Source organism: Cognatundibacterium luofuense, assembly GCF_018139685.1.
Taxonomy (GTDB): domain Bacteria; phylum Pseudomonadota; class Gammaproteobacteria; order Burkholderiales; family Burkholderiaceae_D; genus Undibacterium; species Undibacterium luofuense.
Window position 1 is genome coordinate 21,385 of sequence record NZ_JAGSPN010000013.1, and the last position, 19,627, is coordinate 41,011.

General features: G+C 52.3%; 18 protein-coding genes. 9 read left to right on the forward strand and 9 right to left on the reverse strand.

Annotation, left to right across the window (positions count from 1 at the left end):
- Nucleotides 1-18: 18 nt before the first annotated feature.
- The 5 genes from KDM89_RS15595 (at nt 19) to KDM89_RS15615 (ending at nt 6,972) form a co-directional block, all read left to right on the forward strand.
- A complete protein-coding gene (locus tag KDM89_RS15595) occupies nt 19-690 on the forward strand; it encodes a response regulator transcription factor (RefSeq protein WP_212688844.1) in 672 nt (223 codons plus the stop codon).
- Between the two features lie 2 nt (nt 691-692).
- Nucleotides 693-2,084 (forward strand): sensor histidine kinase, encoded by a 1,392-nt coding sequence (locus KDM89_RS15600; protein ID WP_212688845.1) that lies wholly within the window; start codon nt 693-695, stop codon nt 2,082-2,084.
- A gap of 242 nt (nt 2,085-2,326) precedes the next feature.
- Complete coding sequence (locus KDM89_RS15605; RefSeq protein WP_212688846.1) at nt 2,327-3,043, forward strand: MgtC/SapB family protein; 717 nt, start codon at nt 2,327-2,329, stop codon at nt 3,041-3,043.
- Nucleotides 3,044-3,055: 12 nt separating this feature from the next.
- Nucleotides 3,056-3,691 carry a hypothetical protein gene (locus KDM89_RS15610; RefSeq protein WP_230427907.1) on the forward strand — a complete coding sequence of 212 codons (636 nt, stop codon included), beginning with the start codon at nt 3,056-3,058 and terminating at the stop codon, nt 3,689-3,691.
- A gap of 530 nt (nt 3,692-4,221) precedes the next feature.
- The gene (locus tag KDM89_RS15615) at nt 4,222-6,972 is read left to right on the forward strand and encodes an HD domain-containing phosphohydrolase (RefSeq protein ID WP_212688847.1); all 2,751 of its coding nucleotides are present in this window, start codon (nt 4,222-4,224) and stop codon (nt 6,970-6,972) included.
- 265 nt (nt 6,973-7,237) lie between these two features.
- Here KDM89_RS15615 and KDM89_RS15620 read toward each other — a convergent pair whose 3' ends face one another.
- Nucleotides 7,238-7,714 (reverse strand): hypothetical protein, encoded by a 477-nt coding sequence (locus KDM89_RS15620; RefSeq protein WP_212688848.1) that lies wholly within the window; start codon nt 7,712-7,714, stop codon nt 7,238-7,240.
- Nucleotides 7,715-8,101: 387 nt separating this feature from the next.
- Here KDM89_RS15620 and KDM89_RS15625 point away from each other — a divergent pair, with 387 nt between their 5' ends.
- Nucleotides 8,102-8,296, forward strand: coding sequence for a hypothetical protein (locus KDM89_RS15625; protein ID WP_212688849.1), 195 nt, complete (start codon nt 8,102-8,104; stop codon nt 8,294-8,296).
- 86 nt (nt 8,297-8,382) lie between these two features.
- Here the strand turns inward: KDM89_RS15625 and KDM89_RS15630 are convergent, their stop codons facing one another.
- Nucleotides 8,383-9,252: an AEC family transporter gene (locus tag KDM89_RS15630; protein WP_212688850.1), complete on the reverse strand. Its 870-nt coding sequence runs from the start codon at nt 9,250-9,252 to the stop codon at nt 8,383-8,385.
- A gap of 358 nt (nt 9,253-9,610) precedes the next feature.
- Between KDM89_RS15630 and KDM89_RS15635 the strand changes: the two genes are divergently transcribed.
- Nucleotides 9,611-9,919, forward strand: coding sequence for a hypothetical protein (locus KDM89_RS15635; protein ID WP_212688851.1), 309 nt, complete (start codon nt 9,611-9,613; stop codon nt 9,917-9,919).
- A gap of 568 nt (nt 9,920-10,487) precedes the next feature.
- Here KDM89_RS15635 and KDM89_RS15640 read toward each other — a convergent pair.
- The 5 genes from KDM89_RS15640 to KDM89_RS15660 all read right to left on the reverse strand — a co-directional run bounded on the left by KDM89_RS15640 (nt 10,488) and on the right by KDM89_RS15660 (nt 14,871).
- Entirely contained in the window at nt 10,488-11,306 is an 819-nt protein-coding gene (locus KDM89_RS15640; RefSeq protein WP_212688852.1) for an oxidoreductase, read from the reverse strand.
- Nucleotides 11,307-11,363: 57 nt separating this feature from the next.
- Nucleotides 11,364-12,347 (reverse strand): alpha/beta fold hydrolase, encoded by a 984-nt coding sequence (locus tag KDM89_RS15645; RefSeq protein ID WP_212688853.1) that lies wholly within the window; start codon nt 12,345-12,347, stop codon nt 11,364-11,366.
- An 18-nt stretch (nt 12,348-12,365) separates the two neighbouring features.
- Nucleotides 12,366-13,070 carry an SDR family oxidoreductase gene (locus tag KDM89_RS15650; RefSeq protein WP_212688854.1) on the reverse strand — a complete coding sequence of 235 codons (705 nt, stop codon included), beginning with the start codon at nt 13,068-13,070 and terminating at the stop codon, nt 12,366-12,368.
- A gap of 83 nt (nt 13,071-13,153) precedes the next feature.
- Nucleotides 13,154-14,155 carry an NADP-dependent oxidoreductase gene (locus KDM89_RS15655; protein WP_212688855.1) on the reverse strand — a complete coding sequence of 334 codons (1,002 nt, stop codon included), beginning with the start codon at nt 14,153-14,155 and terminating at the stop codon, nt 13,154-13,156.
- Between the two features lie 98 nt (nt 14,156-14,253).
- Nucleotides 14,254-14,871 (reverse strand): TetR/AcrR family transcriptional regulator, encoded by a 618-nt coding sequence (locus tag KDM89_RS15660; protein ID WP_212688856.1) that lies wholly within the window; start codon nt 14,869-14,871, stop codon nt 14,254-14,256.
- An 842-nt stretch (nt 14,872-15,713) separates the two neighbouring features.
- On the opposite strand from KDM89_RS15660, the gene KDM89_RS15665 reads away from it, so the two are divergent.
- A complete protein-coding gene (locus tag KDM89_RS15665) occupies nt 15,714-16,889 on the forward strand; it encodes an acyltransferase family protein (protein WP_212688857.1) in 1,176 nt (391 codons plus the stop codon).
- A gap of 373 nt (nt 16,890-17,262) precedes the next feature.
- A complete protein-coding gene (locus KDM89_RS15670) occupies nt 17,263-17,994 on the forward strand; it encodes a hypothetical protein (RefSeq protein WP_212688858.1) in 732 nt (243 codons plus the stop codon).
- Here KDM89_RS15670 and KDM89_RS15675 read toward each other — a convergent pair.
- Complete coding sequence (locus KDM89_RS15675; protein WP_212688859.1) at nt 17,979-18,557, reverse strand: flavin reductase family protein; 579 nt, start codon at nt 18,555-18,557, stop codon at nt 17,979-17,981. The two genes, KDM89_RS15670 and KDM89_RS15675, sit on opposite strands and share 16 nt — an antisense overlap.
- Before the next feature lie 10 nt (nt 18,558-18,567).
- Complete coding sequence (gene map / locus KDM89_RS15680; protein WP_212688860.1) at nt 18,568-19,356, reverse strand: type I methionyl aminopeptidase; 789 nt, start codon at nt 19,354-19,356, stop codon at nt 18,568-18,570.
- Between the last annotated feature and the right edge of the window lie 271 nt (nt 19,357-19,627).

The following is a 19,627-nucleotide window of genomic DNA, read 5'->3' on the forward strand; positions in this document are numbered from 1 at the left end:
AAATTCCGGAGGCACACCATGCGTATCCTGCTGGTAGAGGATGATCTGAAAGCCGCACGATTGCTGGTCAATGGCTTACAGGAAGAAAACTGGCACGTCGATCACTGCCCCAGTGCAGAAGAAGCGGAACAGCAAATTTCGCAGGGATATGATTTACTGATTCTGGACTGGAATCTGCCCGGCATGGATGGAATGCTGCTTTGCAGCAAGCTGCGTAGTACCGGTGTTTCAACACCGGTACTGATGCTGACAGCACGCGACGCGCTGCAGGATAAAGTACAGGGTTTGCGTCAGGGTGCAGATGACTATCTGGTGAAACCCTACGCGTTTGAAGAATTACTGGCCAGAATTGAAGCCTTGCGCCGCCGTGCGGAATTGCAACCGGCTCCGGTATTGCAAGCCTTCGATTTGAGCCTGCATTTACAAACCCATACCGCTGTGCGCGCCGGACAGGAAATTGAACTGACCCGCAAAGAGTTCGCATTACTGGAATTTTTTATCCGCCAGCAGGGAATATTAATCAGCCGTCATCAACTGGCAGAACATGTCTGGAAAGCAGATCTGATTGCGATTGATAATCTGATCGATGTGCATATTAAAAATCTGCGCAAAAAAATTGACTTGCCCGGCTGTGAACCGCTGATACAAACCGTGCGCGGACAGGGTTTTGTGTTCGCACTACCGGAGTAAACATGCTTTCTTTCCGCCAGCGACTTGCCGTGATACACAGCGCCGCGATTACCGCCATCGTGGCTTGCGCGGCATTTGCCACGTGGTGGGGCTTATCGCATGAAATGAATCAGCAATTAGATCAGGCATTGCTGGCGATTGCAGATGCTGAAGTTTCGGTACTCAACAGTGCGCCGGATCAACCGGTGCGCGTGCATGATCAGCAAACCGGTAAAGCGCCGCCTTCGCTGGTACGACTGGACCGGCTGGTGCAAATTGCCCTGCGTGATGGCACCGTGATCGCTAAAAGCCAGAATCTGGGCGACGCCGATTTACCGCTGACCAAAGATATTCTGCAGCAGACAGCCACGAATGAAACCGCGCTGATCACGATTGATAATTTTGGTGAAGAACCTTTGCGGATGATTGCCGTACCGGTACACGCCAGTGGCAAAAATTACATCGTGCAGGTTGCCGGTTCACTGGATGACACGGTGCGTATCGTGGATTATGCCACCGGTTTATTCAGTATTCTTGCGGTGGTGCTGGTGGCGGCGGTGGTGCTGGTGGCAAACAGCATGACGAAAAAAGTCTTTATGGCGATTGAAGATATTGCGAGTCAGGCAGATCGCATCGGCGATGCGAATCTGAGTGAACGGCTTGCACAATCCTCGGACGCCGACGAAATCGCGCATCTGACCGGTACGCTGAATCAAATGCTGGCGCGGCTGGAAAATGCGTTTCTGATCGAGCGTCGCTTTACTGCCGATGCCTCGCACGAAATGCGCTCACCGCTGACACGCTTACGCGCTGAAATCGACATTTGTCTGCGCCGCGAGCGCAGTCCGGAAGCCTACCGCGAAACCCTGCGCTCTTGTCTGGACGAAGTCTGCGGCATTACCAGCATGGTGGAAGAATTGCTGTTACTGGCGCGTATCGAAAGCGGTCAGGAAGATGATACCGGTGCACAGTGCAATGTGCAGCAATTGCTGGAAGCAGTTGCCAGCGCACACCGTAGCGCTGCCGATGCGAAGCAAATTCAGTTGGTGCTTGATAGCGCACCGCCTGTTGAAATCCGTTTATCTGAACGTGCAGGCAAACTGATACTGAATAATTTTATTGAGAATGCGCTGAAATTTACCGGCCACGGTGGTGAAATCCGGCTGTCTGCAAGCATAGCCGGAAAACAGTTGCAGATCCGCGTACAGGACAGCGGCCCCGGCATCGCAGAACAGGATCTGCCGCATATTTTTGAACGCTTTTATCGCGGGCAACAGGCTAAATCCAGCGGCATTACCGGTGCCGGACTGGGTTTATCTCTGGTGCAGCACATCGCCAGCCGCGCCGGAGCCAGCGTCGTGGCGGCGAATACCGGTTCCGGTGCGGTGTTCACCCTGCAAGTCGCACTGGTCTGAATTTCCGAATCTTCGGAATCTTACGGAATTTCTGTATTTCGCTGATCCAGTGTCCGCGAAACCCCTGTTTCAGCCCTGTTGCAGCTCCATTTCAGCCCTATTTGAGCCCTGCTCGCTGAAACCGCACTTTCATCGTGCGGACACAAATGCTGCCGACAATCTGCAGCAGCTAAAACATATTTCGACAATTCACGCCAACTCCCGGCGCTGAAAAAACACGCCTGACGCTTTACGGAGGACACATGGAAGCCTTACACAACATCAATCTGATATCGTTTCTGGATACCATGATCAGCCTGACAACCGCCTTCATACTCGGCGGGCTGATCGGCTATGAACGCCAGATACGCCAGCGCACCGCAGGTTTGCGCACCAATGTACTGGTCGCAGTTGGTGCTGCGGTATTTGTGGATATGGCAAACCGGCTCGAAGGCCATGAAGGTGCGGTACATGTGATCGCCTATGTGGTATCCGGCATCGGTTTCCTTGGCGCGGGCGCCATCATGCGTGAAGATGGCAATGTTCGTGGCCTGAATACCGCCGCAACTTTGTGGGGTTCCGCTGCTGTGGGCGCAGCCGCCGGTGCGGATCTGATTATGGAAGCGATTGCGGCCACGCTGTTTGTGCTGGCGGCAAATACGCTGCTGCGCCCGATTGTGAACCGCATTAACCGTCAGCCGATGGAAGGTGCGGATGTGGAAGTCACCAATACGGTCTATATTATTGCGTCCAGAACGCATCAGAAATGGATACTGGCCTTTTTATCGAAAGCGCTGGAACAGGCGAATTATCCTATCCGCGATCTGGAAATCCATGCTTTCGGTGATGAAGATATCGAGATTGAAGCAACGCTGATGGCCACTTCCGTCGATGCTGAAGAACTGGATAAAATCGTCGCCAGCCTTTCCGAACAAGCGGCCGTCCGGCAAGCGTTCTGGAGCCCGAGTACCTCTGAATAAGGAAGCAACCCGATGCGTATCAGCCTCTTCGTCAGCACCCTGCTGTTTGCGCTGCACATTAATGCCAGTGCTGCCAGCAATGAAACCTGCTGTGGCCCGGTCAGCGCCAAAGGTGCGCAGTTAGCGGAACAGTTGCAGAACAGCGGTGTAGAACGACTATGGCTGGCCGGAAAGCACGTAGACTGGGAAAGCGGCGAGCCGGATCAGGGCGACAAACCGGCAAAGTCGCATTGCAGTGCATTTGCGGCCGCGTTTGCAAAAAAGCTGGATGTATATCTGCTGCGTCCGCCGCAACATTCACAGGTATTACTGGCGTCGGCACAAGTCCTGTGGCTGCAAACGGAAGCCGCCCGTGCCGCTGGCTGGCGGCCTGTAGCCGATGGGCGCAGCGCGCAGACGCTGGCGAATCAGGGGCAACTGGTTGTTGCCGGTTTTCAAAGCCCCGACCCGCATAAACCCGGCCATATCGCAATCGTGCGTCCGGCGGAACTCAGCGAGCAAAGCCTGAAGGAAGATGGCCCGCGCCTGACACAGGCCGGACAAAAAAATTACCTGTCCACCAACGCCCGCATCGCGTTTCGCTACCACCCGGGCGCATGGCCGGACGGGATTCGTTATTTTGTGTTTGACGGCAAGTCCGCACCGTAATCACATGATCAAATGAACTCAACGTAGCGGTGCAGATTTTCCGGTTTTCCGGCTTAGTCCGGCATTTTTTATCGCTGCAGCAGCCGGAAGTTCGCGCTTTTTTGCCTCAAATGCGGACTTCAGCACAGCCACCGCGCTGTCGTCGGCAGAAAGTCCGGACTTTCAACAAGACCACATGACGATTCTTGCATCATCAGACAAGCTGAATCGCGGGTTTTTCTCCCGTATCGCACTGTTTCTTCCGCTTTGTTCCCCGCCAGATACTTAAGTCGACCCCCGCGCTGCGCGTGGATCGGATGACGGACTTTAGGTCGCGCAAGCCATCACAAATACAGACTGTTCTGTTAAACCCCGCAGAGCATGCTGACGATGTTGTTATTATGATTAGTATGATTTTTCGTATCGTCGGTTAAGGTATTATTCATTCTGCATCTCCGACGACGTACAGCGCGTCGCATCAGCCGCATTCACGCTGCGGTACTCACACATCTTGCTTGTTTCTTTGACGTATTCACCGAATTGGCGGGTCTATGGTCAGTATTCACCGGTATTTGCAATATCAGCTGAGCGGACTGGTTTTGTTGATTGGTCTGGCATTCACCATGGGCGGTTATGCCTTCATGAGCCGCATGGCGGAAGATGATGCGGTGAAATCGCTGCGCTCCATGACTGGTGAGTCCGGTTATGTGCTGGATCAGTTGTTGCAGCCGCCGACCACGCTGCTGAAATTGCTGGTGAATGTACCGGACTTAAAAACCGGTAAGGAAGAAGACTGGATGCTGCGCCTGCCTGCGCAGGCATCGATTCTGCAGGATAACAAGATGCTGAGCAGCGTTTATGTTGCCGGGCCACAGGGGCAGTTTCTGTTATTACGCACCCTGCATTCTGACTGGGATCGTAAGCGCTTCGACGCACCGGCCAATGCGCAGTGGCTGGTTCAGTTGCAAAGGCTGCATCCGTCTGAGGGCGAAGATCAGGTCTGGGTGATTCTGGATGACAAGTTTCAGCTACTGGAACGCCGCCGTGTCAGTTCCTTCGCAGATTACGATCCGCGCACCCGTCCGTGGTATCAGGCCAGCCATGAAAAAGACGGCGTGCTCAGAACAGCAGCGTACACCTTTCATGCCACCGGTAAAACCGGCATTACCCTTGCCAAACATATGGGAAATGGCTGGGTGATGGGCATGGATATCCGCGTGGATTCGCTGGAAACAGAACTGACGCGACTGGCGCAAGCGAACGCGGCGCACATTGCCTTGTTTGAATATTCCGGCGCCATCGTATCAGCTGACCGGCAGGACGCCAGCATGACCGAGTTTCTGAAAGGCATGGTGCATGCATCGGCTGCTTCTGCATCGCAAAGTTTTGACTGGTTGTTTGATCACAAAGGTGAATCGTGGTGGGTGGGCACGGCAGATATTCATATTGAGAATTATGAAGGTCTGAAACTGCATGTCGCCGTACCAAAAGATAAGTTACTGGCGAAACCACGGCAATTGCGGAATACCCTGCTGGCGGTGACTTTACTGATCACTTTTCTGACGCTGCTGATCACCCGCCGGACCGCGATGCGCATCTCCTCAGTGTTTCAAACGCTGGCAGAGCGTGCTGACGCGCTGATTCACTTTGATTTCAAAGCCTTCGCCAGCACCAAAACCATCATTACTGAAATTGCGCAGCTGGAAGCCGGACTGGAGCAAACCCGCACCACCACCTCGGATTTTTTGCGTTTGCTGGAAAAGGTGTCACGCGAAGCCGATCCGGAAAAACTTTTACCACTGGTGCTGGAAGAAACCACCAAAGTTGCGCAGGGCGAATCATCGTGGTTGTATATCCATGATGGCAGCGAGTGGCAATTGCGGGCTGAACGCGGCCCCGGCAATGAATACGACTGGCTGAATACCTGGCTGGCAATGCCGCAAACTGCGCGCAGCGCCATGGTGCAAAGCCAGTCCGCCACCGGACATTACGCGCTGATGCTGCCACTGCAGGGACGGCGCGGGCAATTGCTGGGCTTACTGGTGATAGACCGCCAGTCCCCGTTCAGCGAACAGCATCAGAATTTTGTGGAAACTTTGTCCGGCTTCGCGGCTTTATCGCTGGAATCGCGCGAAGCGATCGCCCAGCAAAAGCAATTGTTTGAATCTTTTATCAAATTGCTGGCGGAAGCAGTCGATGCCAAAAGTCCGCATACCGGCGGACACTGCCACCGGGTGCCGGTACTGACTGAATGGCTGGTGGAACTGGCCGCGACCAGCGATGCGCCTTGCGTTGCCGGTTTTCAGCTGAATGAAGAATTGCGTGAAGCGGTGCATATCGCCGCCTGGCTGCACGACTGCGGCAAAGTGGTGACGCCGGAATATGTGGTCGACAAAGCCACCAAACTGGAAACCCTGTACGACCGCATCCATGAAATCCGGATGCGGTTTGAGGTCTGCAAACGCGAGACTGAACTGGCCGCCTGGCGCAGCGCCTTTCCGCAAGGTTTGCCAGCGGATGCTTCAGCACAAGTAAGGGCTGCGCTGGACGCCATCGACCAAGACTTTGCATTTGTGGCGGAAAGTAATCTCGGCAGCGAATACATGTCACCGGAAGCCATCCAGCGTTTGCGCCAGATTGCCGCCCGCACATGGACGCGCACGCTGGATGACAGGCTGGGCATTTCGCGTGAGGAATCCGACCGCCGCGCGATGCTGGCACCAGTGGCATTGCCGGTACAGGAAGCTTTACTGAGCGATCAGCCGTATCACAAAATCCCGCGTCCACCCGGACAGGCATTTTCCGGCGACAACCCGTGGGGATTCAGTATGCAGGTGCCGGAATATTTGTATGATCGCGGCGAATTACGGAATTTATCGGTAGAACGCGGCACGCTGACCGACGAAGAACGCTATAAGATCAATGAGCACATCGTTCTGACCATCAAAATGCTGGAAGCACTGCCATTTCCGCGCCATTTGAGTAAGGTGCCGGAAATCGCCGGCAGCCACCATGAACGCATAGACGGAAAGGGTTACCCGCGCGCCGTTGCGGCCGGATCGCTGAGCATTCCGGCCCGTATGATGGCAATCGCTGATGTGTTTGAAGCCTTAACCGCACCGGACCGCCCTTACAAATCCGGAAAACCGATCGCGGAAGCACTGGATATCATGCGCAAAATGGCTGCCGGCGGCCATCTGGACAAGGATTTATTCGAGGTACTCGCGCAATCCGGCATTCCGTCGCGCTACGCAGAAACCTTCCTGAATGCGTCTGCACATACCGGCGGCGCGCTGCAATAAGTCTGTGACGATGTGCTGGCTGTAGCTGGCTGTAGCTGGCTGGCTGACTGCATTCGGGTTGAATGATCAGCCGTTTCGCTGTCCGTCCGCCTGAAAATAGCCGGATTCAGGCTCAAATGCGGACTTCAGCACAGCAATCCCGCTGTCGTCGGCAGAAAGTCCGGGCTTTCAAAAAGACCACATGACGACTTTTGCACAATCATGCCAGCCATCGGGCAGATGATGGCGGGCAACACGGACAATTCAGGCTGCGGATGCACGCTCCTTATTTGCTGTCCTTCATCAGCGATTTTTCGCTGACGCAGTGCGGCTTGAGTAACCACAAATCAACCTGCACGCCCGGCCGGTCGTCGTTTTTTCCGACATTGCCATAGCCCTGCCTGGAATTGGTACCACCCCATGTAAATGAATCTTTTTTCGGTGCGGACTGATTCATATCCTGCAGGGTGATTTTGACCAGCTCCGAAAAGGCAGTCCGTTTCGATTGCTTCAGAATCTCGAGGTATTTTTCTTTTTCCGCCGGCTCGATTTTGATACCCAGTTCCATGCCATTCGGCAACTTCACCCGGTGATATTCCGTATTCAGCACATCCCAGGAATCCAGTACTTTGCCATTGGCACTTAATTCCACGAACTGCACAGGCTCACCGGCATCATTGCAGCCCATAGCAAAACTCAGCGGTGTCACGAAAAACGCTGCTGCCATCGTCAGAACTTGCCATTTTTTCTGTATTTGAGTCATTTCAGTACCTCCGGATTTGTGGTGAGCGACACGCTGTGTTATCGCAGGATTCATGACGAATATAGCACATAAAAATTGCTTATCTGACTATCTTTCGTATCAGCAAGATCCACGTCAAACCACCATGAAACCGGCACACCCGCAACGTCGCTGATCGTCGCAATTTGCTTTCTGCACCGCGCAAACCGCAGTTGGTCGCAATCCGCAGGCAACGCCAGTCCGCGCTTGCTACAGTAAGCACATGCACTCACCGCAGTGCACTCTGAAAAACCGGAAAGGAAAGATCATGTTAATGACCGACAAACTCGACAGCTTATTGTTAGCCAGTATTGCGCTGGTAGCACTGATGCAATTCGCACAGCAATTATTCGCCTGAGCACAAACATCATGCTCGGATTTCTGATCTGGCTTTGCCTGTTTATTCTGTGCTGGCCACTGGCCTTGTTTGCGCTGCTGCTGTACCCGCTGTGCTGGCTGATCACCCTGCCCTTCCGTGTACTGGGTATCGCAGTCGATGGCGTGTTTGAATTGCTGCGCGCCATTGTGATGCTGCCAGCTCGCTTACTGGGCGGTGGCAGATAAAAGCGAAGTTTGCGGAGCCTTTGCGCGGACACCGGCTGATGTTTGACGGCTTCGGGCGCAATGTTGATTAAACTGCCGATGCGGTCTCAGAGCAACACGCACAAAGCATAAATGCCAACGGCGATGATGCTGAGCACCGTTCCGCAGGCAATCATGCTGGCCGATCTGCCGGTCTGCAGATAATAGGTTTCCAGCACGACGATATTTGCCGCTGGCGGTAGCAGACAAATCATATACAGCGCAATCCGGTTCTGACTGACCAGATCAATCTGCCAATGCATGCAGACCAGGATAAAAACGCTCAGCAATACAAACAAACCCAGTGCCTTACCAATAAACGGCAGCAACGCCTGCCGGAAATCGCTGATGCGCACCGGTGTTTCCGACAGCCAGATGCCGAGAATTGCCATGCCGGTAAAGCTCATCAGAAACTTCAGCACTGCATACGCCGCATGCCCCTGACTGGCGATCACGTCACTGAACGGACTGAGCAAGATCCCCATCGCCAGAGACCATACCGGCGGCGCTTTCAGCGTTTCACGAATTCGCGCTCGTAAGTCCGCACCTTTCACCAGCAAACCCACACCAACCGAATTCCCGAACAGCGAACTACCGACATACGCCGCAATAAATATCATCGCCGCCCCGTTACCAAACAAACTGCTGGCCACCGGCAACCCCAGCCAGCCAATGTTCAGATAACAAAAACACAAATTCTGCACCGGATCTTTCGTGACCAGGCGGCTGATCACCAGCATCAGCGACATCACCACCATGATGCCGCCAATCACCACAAACACACCCGGCGGATGCGTTGCGATATTAAAAATAATCACCAGTGGAATAATCAGACGCGTCAGCAAAGCGGAAGCACGCGCTTTGACATTGAGTCCGGATTTACCCAGCAAAAAACCGGCAAACAAATACAGCAAGGGAGCAAGAACAGAAACAGGCATGCGGACTTTCAATCACAGGCGATATCAGGCAGACGGAATGTGCGCGAGGCAGGCTGCTGATCGCCGCACTGACGCACTCATCCGGTGAAGGATCGCTTAGAAATTTACTTTCAGGAAACTTTTTGATTATAGAAGAAAGCATTCCGTCCGGTCATTCACAGATGACACGGTTTTGCACAATTCGCTGTTATTGAAGAAGACTGACATCATCTGCTGCAAAACCGGATTGTCACGCGTGTTGCCGGTGAATCTTGTCGTCAAATTCAAGGCTTTCAGTAAAGGAAGGCACATCCTGTGCTGGATACCGGAAAATTGCTTTTCCCACGCCACCTGCCGGAAGAAGGCAATTTGGGCTTGAATGAAGATTTTTGCACAGCAATCCGGCGGTCGTCGGCAGAAAGTCTGGTTCTCTGAAAAAGACATGTGCGGAGATCGGCACATCAAGCCTCATCCTTCAGCCAGAAATTCACCTGCAACGGTAACTGACCACATCAGACAAACACTGAAACAAAAAGTGATCAGCGCTCCGCACACGCCATCAACCCCATGCTGTAAAACAGAGCTACGGAAACAGCGCACGCCGCTGCTCGTTACTCAAAGCCGACTTTTGCCCGGCAAAACGCTAATAGCCAGCAAATGCAGGCTGCATCTTATTGATACGGTCTGATTTTCAGAGGGTAAAACTGGTTTTTTCATAATTTTCGGGCTGAATCACCATCATAATTAAGGGTTGATTACTATTATAATCAACCTCAGTATTTTACGCACATAAATACACAGCAAAATTTCTCAGTAAATCGTGGGTTTTTCTGTTTCCTTTAAAAACAAGGGCTTGTCTGCGGTAATTCCGGAAAGCGCGGAGATACCTGTGCTTCGACCGGCTGTCGAAATTCACTTAACTTTGAATTTTGTTCAGCTAACTCTGAACTTTTTGGATCCAATGAAAATTAGCTTTTTGTAATTTTCGAGCATTGAAGGCCAACGGGGAGAAGTTCTGCCGGAGATCGAAAGACCGTCTTTTGAAGGCAAATGCAACCTTTTTCAGCAGTACAAATTTGGAGAGGATGGCGAAGATAAATACTTGCAACTTACACAATCTGAGCAAAAAAACGCTGAATTGCACTCAAGTATCACCTGGTCACCCCAGCATCATCCGGAACCATCCCCCGAATGAGCCAGAGTGCAGGTACTGGCTTAACGACAACAATGTAGCTAAAAACGATTGGCTACGAAACTTAGCCCAGTCCGAATTGTTTGTGCAGCACCTTGTCGAAGAAGCCGCGCGGCAAAAAGCGCCGGGCGAAAGCGCCCTGACGTGCAACCTTGCCTGATGGATAGCGCAGAAGTGGCACTTGGTCGTTGGCAGCCAGCACGATGGTCTCAGCAACGCTCTCGGCACTATCCGCTGCACGCATCGCCTTTTCAAATGCAATCAGATACTTCTTGCGACTGGCATCGTAGGCAGACAGTGGCTGATCGGAAGGCGTCACGCTGGTGTCGAAAGCGGTGCGGGTTACTCCTGGTTGAATCACCGCCACGCGCACACCGAAGTTGCGTACTTCATGATCCAGCGATTCGGAATAGCCTTCGATGGCATGCTTGGTCGCTGAATAATGCGCGTTGAAAGGAGCGGGGATGATTCCCAGCCCTGAGCCTACGTTAAGGATGCGGCCGCTACCCTGCTTACGCATGGTGGGTAAGACTGCATTACTGACTCTGACGACCCCGAACACATTCGTCTCGAACATCGCCCGTACTTGCGCGATTGAACTCTCTTCTGCAGCAGCAGGCCCAAAACCAAAGCCGGCATTGTTCACCAGCAAATCGATACGCCCTTCTTGTTGCAGCAGCACATCAACAGCTGCTTTAACAGAAGCGTCGTCGGTTACATCCATCGTCAACATAGTAAAGGCACCGTGGCCGGCTTGGGTGCCGCGTCGGCTCGTGCCATAAACCTTGTAGCCCGCTGCAACGAGTTTATGGGCGGTAGCTTCACCGATCCCTGAGGAGGCGCCAGTGACGAGGGCGACTTTTGATACGTCTGAGTTTGTCATTGATAGCTCTTTGATTGAATTGGATTAAGTCGGGTCTGACTGTTGCAGAAGGCTGAATTAATGCGCCAGGAAAGCCAGTGATCTGATCACGAAATCGGAATGAAACTGGAATATGCCCCCATGTCCGGCGTCGGGATAAATGACTAAGGTACTGTTCGGAAACCGCTTCGCCAGGTCATACGTATTTTGTGTAGGAACCATTCGGTCTGCTTCGCCGTTAACAACAAGCACCGGCTGTCTGACCGCCGACAAATCAACCGGACTCTTACGTCCCCACATACTTAAAGCCTGCAACTGCGCGATGTAAGCCGCCACGGTGATTTCTTTATCCCGATTCTCGGCGCGTTCATTCAATCGCGCCAGAAACGCTTTTCCGGCCTCAATACCATTGGGTGTGCGAGTGAAGAACAGGTATTGCTTCGGGTCTTGTCCTGTCAACAGCCCCCGGAGAATGTCGTAGTTAGCGACGCCATTTACTGTACTGATGCCTTCTCCACCAGCAGGACCTGTACCTGCAAGTATCATCTTGCGGATAAGTTGCGGCTCCTTCAGAACCATTTCCTGAGCGATCATGCCGCCCATTGAAAAACCTAAAAGATCGACTTGCCTGAGTCCCTTGGCTTTGATGAAAGTGATGGCGTCGTCCGCCATTTGCTCAATAGAATTAGATGGCGAACCAGAGGATGCACCGATGCCGCGATTGTCGAAGGCGATCACATGGTGCCTTGCTGCAAGACCGTCCATGATCCTTGGATCCCAGTTATCCAGCACGGCTGCGAGATGGGCTAAAAACACTACGGGAGTGCCCCCATTGTGTTGCCCCATCTCCCGATAGACGAAACTGACATCGTTAACTTTGATGGATTGAGTCGGAACATTCTTCCAGTTGGTTTCTTGCGTTTGCGGAGCTACCTTCACTGACTCTCGCGTTTGATCGGTTGACGCCTCTGCTGCTCCAACCGGGGTTGTAAGCAGAGTAGACGTAATGGTGAGGCTGGCAAAGATGGCCTTCCACAACTGCTGAATCGCATGCGTTTTCATGGTTGGATCCCGGTTTTTTTAATCGATTTGTGGCAGGTAGAAAGGGCGTGGTGCAGTCAGTGCTTGATGCACTTGTTGCGTCAAGGCGTCAGCCAGCACCTCATCTGCACCGGCTTCCAAACCATCCAGTGCGCGCTGTACGATGTCTTCGGGACTTGTTTTTGGTACATCGAAGCCGCGCGTGAGGTCGGTATCGACGTAAGCCATGTGCAAACCTAATACCTGAGTCTGCTGGCTTGCCAGCTCATGTCGCAGTGCGTTGGTCACGGACCATGCAGCCGATTTACTGGCTGAGTAGGCTGCGAGCTCGCCACCGTTCACCCATGACGCAACGGAAAGTACGTTGAGTAAAGCACCTCCACCATTTGCCTTCAGCACAGGCGCAAATGCTTTACTGATATTTAGCACACCAAAAACATTGGTTTCGAAGATGCGTCGTGTAACCGCTTCACTGTCACTCGCCAGAAAACCGCCCGGCTGAGCGATGCCTGCGTTGTTGATTACCAGCGTTACGTCAGATGCCGTTTTAACAGCGGCATCGATTTCATCTTGTTTGGTGACGTCAAGTTGCAATGCGGTGACACCCGGTTGAGTCACGCTAGCGGGATTTCGTGCGGCAGCATATACCTTACGCGCGCCGCGGGCGAGCAGCGCCTGGGTAAAGGCTAAGCCAATTCCGCGATTGGCACCGGTAACAAGAACAACAGAATTTTCGATTTTCATAAAAGACCCGGAGATAAATTAAATTTTCATATGACAATCATCATATGAAATGACGAGCCGTTACTTCTCGCAACGGCGGTGGATTAGCGAACCTTGATCACGACTTTGCCTTTAGCTCGCCCACTTTCGACGTAAGCCAGGGCTGCATTGGTCGATTCAAATGGAAATACCTTATCAACAACCGGATGAATGACGCCCGACTCGATGAGCGATGTAATTTGTTTGAGCTGACTTCCGTTTGCTTTCATAAAAAGGAATGAAAAATCAACTTGTAACCGCTTCGCCAGTCTGCGGGTTCCCAGGCTCAGAAGGCGTATTACTTGTTTTACAAACCAAGGAGCATTGATTTCCTCTGCAAATAAAGGATCGGCGGGCCCGGAAATGGTGATGAGCTGTCCGTTGGGCTTGAGCACCTGCATCGACTTTGCGAGTGTCTTGCTGTCCTGACTATTTAACACAACGTCGTAGTCGCTCAGGACTTGCTCAAAATCTTCTTTTTTATAGTCAATGACAATATCCGCACCCAGTGCTTTCACCCAGGCCACATTGCTAGTACTGGTTGTAGTAGCGACTGTCGCACCAAGATGCTTAGCTAGCTGAATGGCAAAAGTTCCCACACCACCTGAGCCAGCCTGAACGAAGACCTTCTGTCCTTTCTTTAATTGAGCCTTCTCAACCAGCGCTTGCCAAGCGGTTAAGGCCACCAATGGCATTGATGCGGCCTCTTCCATAGTGAGATTTTTAGGCTTTAATGCCAGGGAGTTTTCCTTGATAGCGATAAATTCCGCAAAGGTGCCAATCCGCAAGTCATCTGGCCTCGAATACACCTCATCGCCAACTTTGAACTGTCGGACTCCGCGGCCAACCTGAGTCACAATCCCTGCCACATCGTGGCCGAGGATGAAAGGGGTAGCGTACGGCAAGATAAGTTTGAACTCACCATTTTTAACCTTGGAGTCAATCAGGTTTACGCCAGCAGCATGTACCTGGACGAGGACTTCGTCTTCACGTAGCTCAGGTATCGGCATATTTGCCAGCCGCAGTGCATGATTCTTTCCATAGCGCTCAACGATGTATGCTTGCATGGCTTCTCCTGTTGTCAGATCTTGGTTAATTGAAAGTTAAAAGTTTAGACTTAGCTTGAATTTCATATGATGATCATCATATTTTTGAGCAAAAAAATTTAGTCGTCTGTTTTTGGTTTTGCTAAAGCGAGATTCTTTAAGGTTGCATTACACCATGCGTCCGACAAATTCGCATCGTCGACCGCGCGTGCCAACACCAAGGTGCCCACCAGCGTGGCAACCGATACCAAGGCCCGTTCGTGAGCACTCGGCTGCCCCCAGTCCGGGAACTGACGAGCGACAAGATCAACCATCTCTTTGATTCTTCGTGTTGCCGCAAGCCGTACCTCAGGCGCCTGGCGTGGCATTTCAGAGCCAAGAGCAGATAGTGGGCATCCAGTCTCGATACTGGCGAGGTGTTCTTTAGAGAGATAAGCCTGCGCAAGCGCTTGCAAAGCTTCATTCGGCGGTGCTGCTGCTATTACGTTTGCTGCGATCGTATTGGATTCGGCTCCCGCACGGTCTGCGGCTTCTGCCAGCATCGCGTCGCGGGAAGCGAAATGTGCATAGAATGCGCCGTGAGTCAGCCCGGCCTCTTTCATAATGTCAGCGACTCCCGTGCCATCGTAACCGCTTCTGCGAATGGCGCGTGCGGCTGCCTGAACGATCCGTTCATGGGATGCTTCTTTGGCACTAGCTCTGATTCCGTCTTTTGATTTTCGCATGACGGTCATCATATACAACGTTTCCCGGCTTTGCAAACATTTTTTGGAAATTACTCCTGTGGAGACTCCACCGAGCAGATTAAAATTTTCCTGTCCATTTTTGCCATGAAGCCAATGTCAGATCCGGCGTCTTTTCCCACACCTTTAGCGATGAATCTACCTCAATCACGACGTTAAGCTTTTGTACGAGGATGGCTTGCCACCAATCCCATATCGAATTGATGTGGTCATATCCAGTGTTAAGGTTGGATAGAAAAGTGGCTAAAGGCTTTCGTGCTTTTGCGCATTGCCCATCCCTTCTAAAGCTCAGAGTGATTCAACGAAACCTCTGAAAATTCAAAGTCAGCTGAATTATTTGTTCAATACTCAGTGATCCAAGAGAATGTAAATTATTGGTTTATCAAAGTTCACAGTTCAATCTTGGATAAAGATCGTCACTCGTACTGACCATACGTCCCGTGGAAAAATCAGCCCAACCTGGAACTGGGAGCAGGCGGACAAAGTCGAGTGCGTACTTATGCATACGATGTAGTGCTCGATATGTTGAAAAGGCAAAACAGCTTGCCGGATGGACAATTTTGCTGGTATCCACCTGTTGCAGATTCCAGGGCAAATAAACCAGTCACAACCGAACGGCAAAGGGGAGCTGGAAATACCGGATGACTGTGCGGTGGCCTGAATGTGCCAATATCGCCGAAAAAAATGTCGAATCAAGTAAAATCCAGCGTTCAGTCTGCATTTCTCGCTGGCAATCAGCTTTTCTGCGTCAATATTCCGGGCGATGGCGCCATGAATTGAACAGGTAAGGAACGTTGCGGCGAATTGCCCGCCTTCTTCCAGACAGTCACCGATTCATGAGTCCAGTTCACCCGTTATTCTTTGTCGCAGCACTTGTTATTGCGTATCTCACTACCGGCATCCTGAGCCGCTTCGTTCCGGCACCAGCCGCTCACGGACGTGCGACAAGCATAGACGGACTGCGGGGGTATCTGGCGTTTTCTGTGTTTATTCACCATGCGGCCATCTGGTACTTTTATTTGCGCGGCGGAGAATGGCAGGCACCACCGACAGCCCTGTATAACCAGCTTGGTCAGGGCAGCGTCGCGCTGTTCTTCATGATTACGAGTTTTCTGTTTTTCAGCAAAATTCTCGACAGTGATCAGAAACCGATAGACTGGGGACAGCTGTACATATCGCGCCTGTGCCGGATCGCTCCTTTGTATCTTGTGGTGGTGGGCCTTCTTTTTTGTCTGGTCGGCTTCCTGACAAACGGAATCCTTTACGACACGCCGGGCCAGTTACTCAAACAAGCGACGCACTGGCTGCTGTTTACAACCTACGCAGCACCTGATCTGAACGGTTTTCCGCATACAACACTGATACTGGCAGGTGTTACCTGGTCTCTGCCGTATGAATGGTTTTTTTACCTGTGTCTGCCAGTGATTGCGTGGAGTCAGCGGCGAAAAGCGCCAACCGGCATTCACCGGTTGGGAATATTTGCATTGTTGCTTTTTATCGCCTGGAAGCCGCAGTGGCAGCATGTACTGGCATTTGGCGGCGGAATGCTGGCGGCAAAACTCCGCTCTGCACCAGTGTTATGCAAGTTCGCGCAATCGGGACCGGGCTCGTACCTGGCTGCAACTGCACTGGTACTGAGCTTCGGCTTGTGTGAAAGCATCCGCCATCCTGCTGCCCTGCCATTACTGACACTGGCATTTACACTGATTGCGAACGGTTGCGACTTATTTGGCGTGTTGAGAAATCCGGTATCGCGCCTGCTGGGTGAATTTGCTTACAGTATTTATTTATTGCATGGGTTGCTGCTTTTTTCATGCTTTACGCTGATCATTGGCAACGACGCTGCCGCAGAATTCAGCGTACCTGAACACTGGCTGACCGTGTTGGCACTGATCCCGGGTGTAATCCTGTTCAGCTATGTCAGCTTCAGATTGATTGAACTGCCGGGAATGCGTCTGGCAAAGCCGGTATTGCAAAATTTACGCAGCCGCACACGGCAAAAAGAAGTATAAAAATATGCATCTCATGTTTTTACGCTCTGGTTTTAAGCAAATGAAGCATTTAAGTCTGCTGTGGCTCTGTTTTTCTCCCTTGATAGCATATGCAGAGCCCCAAAAACTGCAATGGATTCAACTCGGAGGTCGCGGGGGAACATATACGCTTCCGGTCGTCGCCAGTCAGCCTCTTGAAAAAATTTCACCCACGGTTGAGCGGATCATTTTTGTTCAGCATGGTGCAAAGCGCAACGCTGATGATTATTTCAGGACGATGGATTCCGTTGTCCAGCCAGATCAGCACACACTGGTAATTGCGCCTGCTTTTCTGACTAAAACTGATGAACAGGGCAAAGGAAATACCGGTCCCCGGTGGACAGCATCATCGTGGATGAAGGGATTGATTCCGTCTGTTGACGGGCAAGGCCCCGGTACTTTTCAGGTATATCACGACATCATTCATCGACTACAAATGCAGCACCCGCATGCATTCCGGCAGATTATTTTTGCCGGTCACTCAGGTGGCGGGCAATTCGTTCAGCGCTTTGCCGTGCTGAATCAGATCGACGAGCAACTGCGGTCACAAGGTACTGATGTACGTTATCTTGTCGCCAATCCATCCAGTTATTTGTATACCAGCCCCGTCAGGCCCGTATTACAAAAAGATGGTTCTTTCGCCCTTGCAAAACCGGATCTTGCAAGTGTTAACTGCCCTGACTGGAATCAATACAAATATGGTCTGCAGCAAATCCCCGGCAGCGATATTGCTGACTCAGACGACATCAGCAAACGCTATTTAAGCCGGCAAGTCACTTACCTGCTGGGTGAGCTGGATACCGATCCTCAGCATCCGTTGCTGGATAAACATTGTGCTGCCGAACTGCAGGGGGCGTACCGGCTCGCTCGCGGACTCGGTTACAGTGCTTTTTTACAGCAATTGGCGCAGCAAACCCGTATGGTCGGAGCATATTCCAGCGGACACAGATTGATCGTGATTCCGCGCACCGGACATGATCAGAAGAAAATGTTCAGCGCGCGCTGTGTCGCAGCGATTTTGCAGGATCGTCCGGCAACAGAAAACTGTACTGCCGACGAAACGCCAGCCGCTCAGAATGGCGACTGAGTTGTGATCTGGCCACCCAGCGACATAAACAGACCGGCACCAAGATAGTGAATGGTATGGGTCGCAGGGTTGGAGGCATCCATATGCCAGTGGCCGCCGGAGAATGCGCGCGAGTCTGCGGCGGCGGAAACGACTTCAGCGAAACAGGTATCGTAGGCTTTTTCTGTGTGTGACTCGGGAATCAGGCGGCATTCCATCCAGGCGATGCAAGCGTCTTCCAGTACCGGCAAACCCAGCACAGAACCTTGCTGTGCTTGTAATTGCAGGCGGTCAAACTTGTCACCGTCGCGACCGCTGATACTGCCTGCAGCATAGGTTTGCGTTGCGAATTCTGCGCTCGGGATGATGATCGCAAACTGTCCGCTGGCATTGATCAGTTCTTTGGTCAGCGTGGATTTATCAATCACAATCGCAATGCGCGGCGGTGTAAATTCCACCGGCATCGACCATGCTGCAGCCATCAGATTACGTTGCCCCGCAAACGCCGTTGTGACAAGCACGGTCGGGCCGTGGTTCAGCAATCGTGATGCATGTTCCAGCGCGACAGGTTCAAAGCGGGACATCCGGCAGTCCTCAGACAAACCGGCCCGGGCCATCCGGCCACGGCGTCAGAATTTCAAAGCCGCCGTCTTTCACCAGCACCATGTGCTCCCACTGCGCAGACAGCGAGTTATCTTTGGTCACGACAGTCCAGCCATCTTTTAATTGCATGATGTCGCGCTGGCCGGCATTCAGCATCGGCTCGACGGTAAAAATCATACCTGCCTGCAGCGTCATGCCGGTACCGGGACGGCCATAGTGCAGCACGGTAGGTTCATCGTGATAAATTTTGCCGATACCGTGGCCGCAGTATTCGCGCACGATGCTGTAACCGGCTTCTTCCGCCAGTTTCTGAATCGCATGCCCGACATCACCCAGCGTTGCACCGGCGCGGACTTTCTGAATACCAGCCATCATCGCGTGATACGTGGTGTCCACCAGACGCTGCGCATCGTCGCTGACTTTGCCGACGGTGTACATGCGGCTGGTATCGCCGAACCAGCCATCTTTGATGACGGCGACGTCGATATTCAGAATATCGCCTTCATTCAGCACTGTGCCGTCCGGAATACCGTGGCACACCACATGATTCGGCGATGCACACACCGTTTTCGGAAAACCGTGATAGCCGACATTGGCAGGCTTGGCTTTTTGTTTATGCACGATAAAGTCGTGGCAAATACGATCCAGTTCATCGGTGGTGATGCCCGGTCGGATGTGTTCCGTGATCATGGCAAGCACTTCCGCTGCCAGCGATCCGGCGTATTTGGCTTTTTTAACGTCTGCTGCGGTATGCAGCGGAACCCGGTTTTTAAAACGCATCACAGCTCCACATAGAATTTCCGGCATTGCGCCAACACTTCTGGACAAGTACCAGAAAACCGGGACCCATTATCCGCAGAAATCCGCACTGACCGGCATTTCTCTGCGTAATGCGTCCGAAAGGTAAGACTTTACCAAAATTCGGCGAAATCGTTTGATGAATGCAGCATATCCGGTCTTCGCGCAGCTCTGCCTGCCACATCAGATACCGGAAAGCGACTGATGTTCTGTTCACGAGCCCGAAAATCTTCGTCTTTCCTGTCTCAATATA

Excerpts from the sequence above, each read along its gene's own strand:
- KDM89_RS15595 (WP_212688844.1), top strand. The coding sequence starts at position 19 with ATGCGTATCCTGCTGGTAGAGGATGATCTGAAAGCCGCACGATTGCTG.
- KDM89_RS15600 (WP_212688845.1), top strand. The coding sequence starts at position 693 with ATGCTTTCTTTCCGCCAGCGACTTGCCGTGATACACAGCGCCGCGATT.
- KDM89_RS15605 (WP_212688846.1), top strand. The coding sequence starts at position 2,327 with ATGGAAGCCTTACACAACATCAATCTGATATCGTTTCTGGATACCATG.
- KDM89_RS15610 (WP_230427907.1), top strand. The coding sequence starts at position 3,056 with ATGCGTATCAGCCTCTTCGTCAGCACCCTGCTGTTTGCGCTGCACATT.
- KDM89_RS15615 (WP_212688847.1), top strand. The coding sequence starts at position 4,222 with ATGGTCAGTATTCACCGGTATTTGCAATATCAGCTGAGCGGACTGGTT.
- KDM89_RS15620 (WP_212688848.1), bottom strand. The coding sequence starts at position 7,714 with ATGACTCAAATACAGAAAAAATGGCAAGTTCTGACGATGGCAGCAGCG.
- KDM89_RS15625 (WP_212688849.1), top strand. The coding sequence starts at position 8,102 with ATGCTCGGATTTCTGATCTGGCTTTGCCTGTTTATTCTGTGCTGGCCA.
- KDM89_RS15630 (WP_212688850.1), bottom strand. The coding sequence starts at position 9,252 with ATGCCTGTTTCTGTTCTTGCTCCCTTGCTGTATTTGTTTGCCGGTTTT.
- KDM89_RS15635 (WP_212688851.1), top strand. The coding sequence starts at position 9,611 with ATGAAGATTTTTGCACAGCAATCCGGCGGTCGTCGGCAGAAAGTCTGG.
- KDM89_RS15640 (WP_212688852.1), bottom strand. The coding sequence starts at position 11,306 with ATGACAAACTCAGACGTATCAAAAGTCGCCCTCGTCACTGGCGCCTCC.
- KDM89_RS15645 (WP_212688853.1), bottom strand. The coding sequence starts at position 12,347 with ATGAAAACGCATGCGATTCAGCAGTTGTGGAAGGCCATCTTTGCCAGC.
- KDM89_RS15650 (WP_212688854.1), bottom strand. The coding sequence starts at position 13,070 with ATGAAAATCGAAAATTCTGTTGTTCTTGTTACCGGTGCCAATCGCGGA.
- KDM89_RS15655 (WP_212688855.1), bottom strand. The coding sequence starts at position 14,155 with ATGCAAGCATACATCGTTGAGCGCTATGGAAAGAATCATGCACTGCGG.
- KDM89_RS15660 (WP_212688856.1), bottom strand. The coding sequence starts at position 14,871 with ATGATGACCGTCATGCGAAAATCAAAAGACGGAATCAGAGCTAGTGCC.
- KDM89_RS15665 (WP_212688857.1), top strand. The coding sequence starts at position 15,714 with ATGAGTCCAGTTCACCCGTTATTCTTTGTCGCAGCACTTGTTATTGCG.
- KDM89_RS15670 (WP_212688858.1), top strand. The coding sequence starts at position 17,263 with ATGAAGGGATTGATTCCGTCTGTTGACGGGCAAGGCCCCGGTACTTTT.
- KDM89_RS15675 (WP_212688859.1), bottom strand. The coding sequence starts at position 18,557 with ATGTCCCGCTTTGAACCTGTCGCGCTGGAACATGCATCACGATTGCTG.
- map (WP_212688860.1), bottom strand. The coding sequence starts at position 19,356 with ATGCGTTTTAAAAACCGGGTTCCGCTGCATACCGCAGCAGACGTTAAA.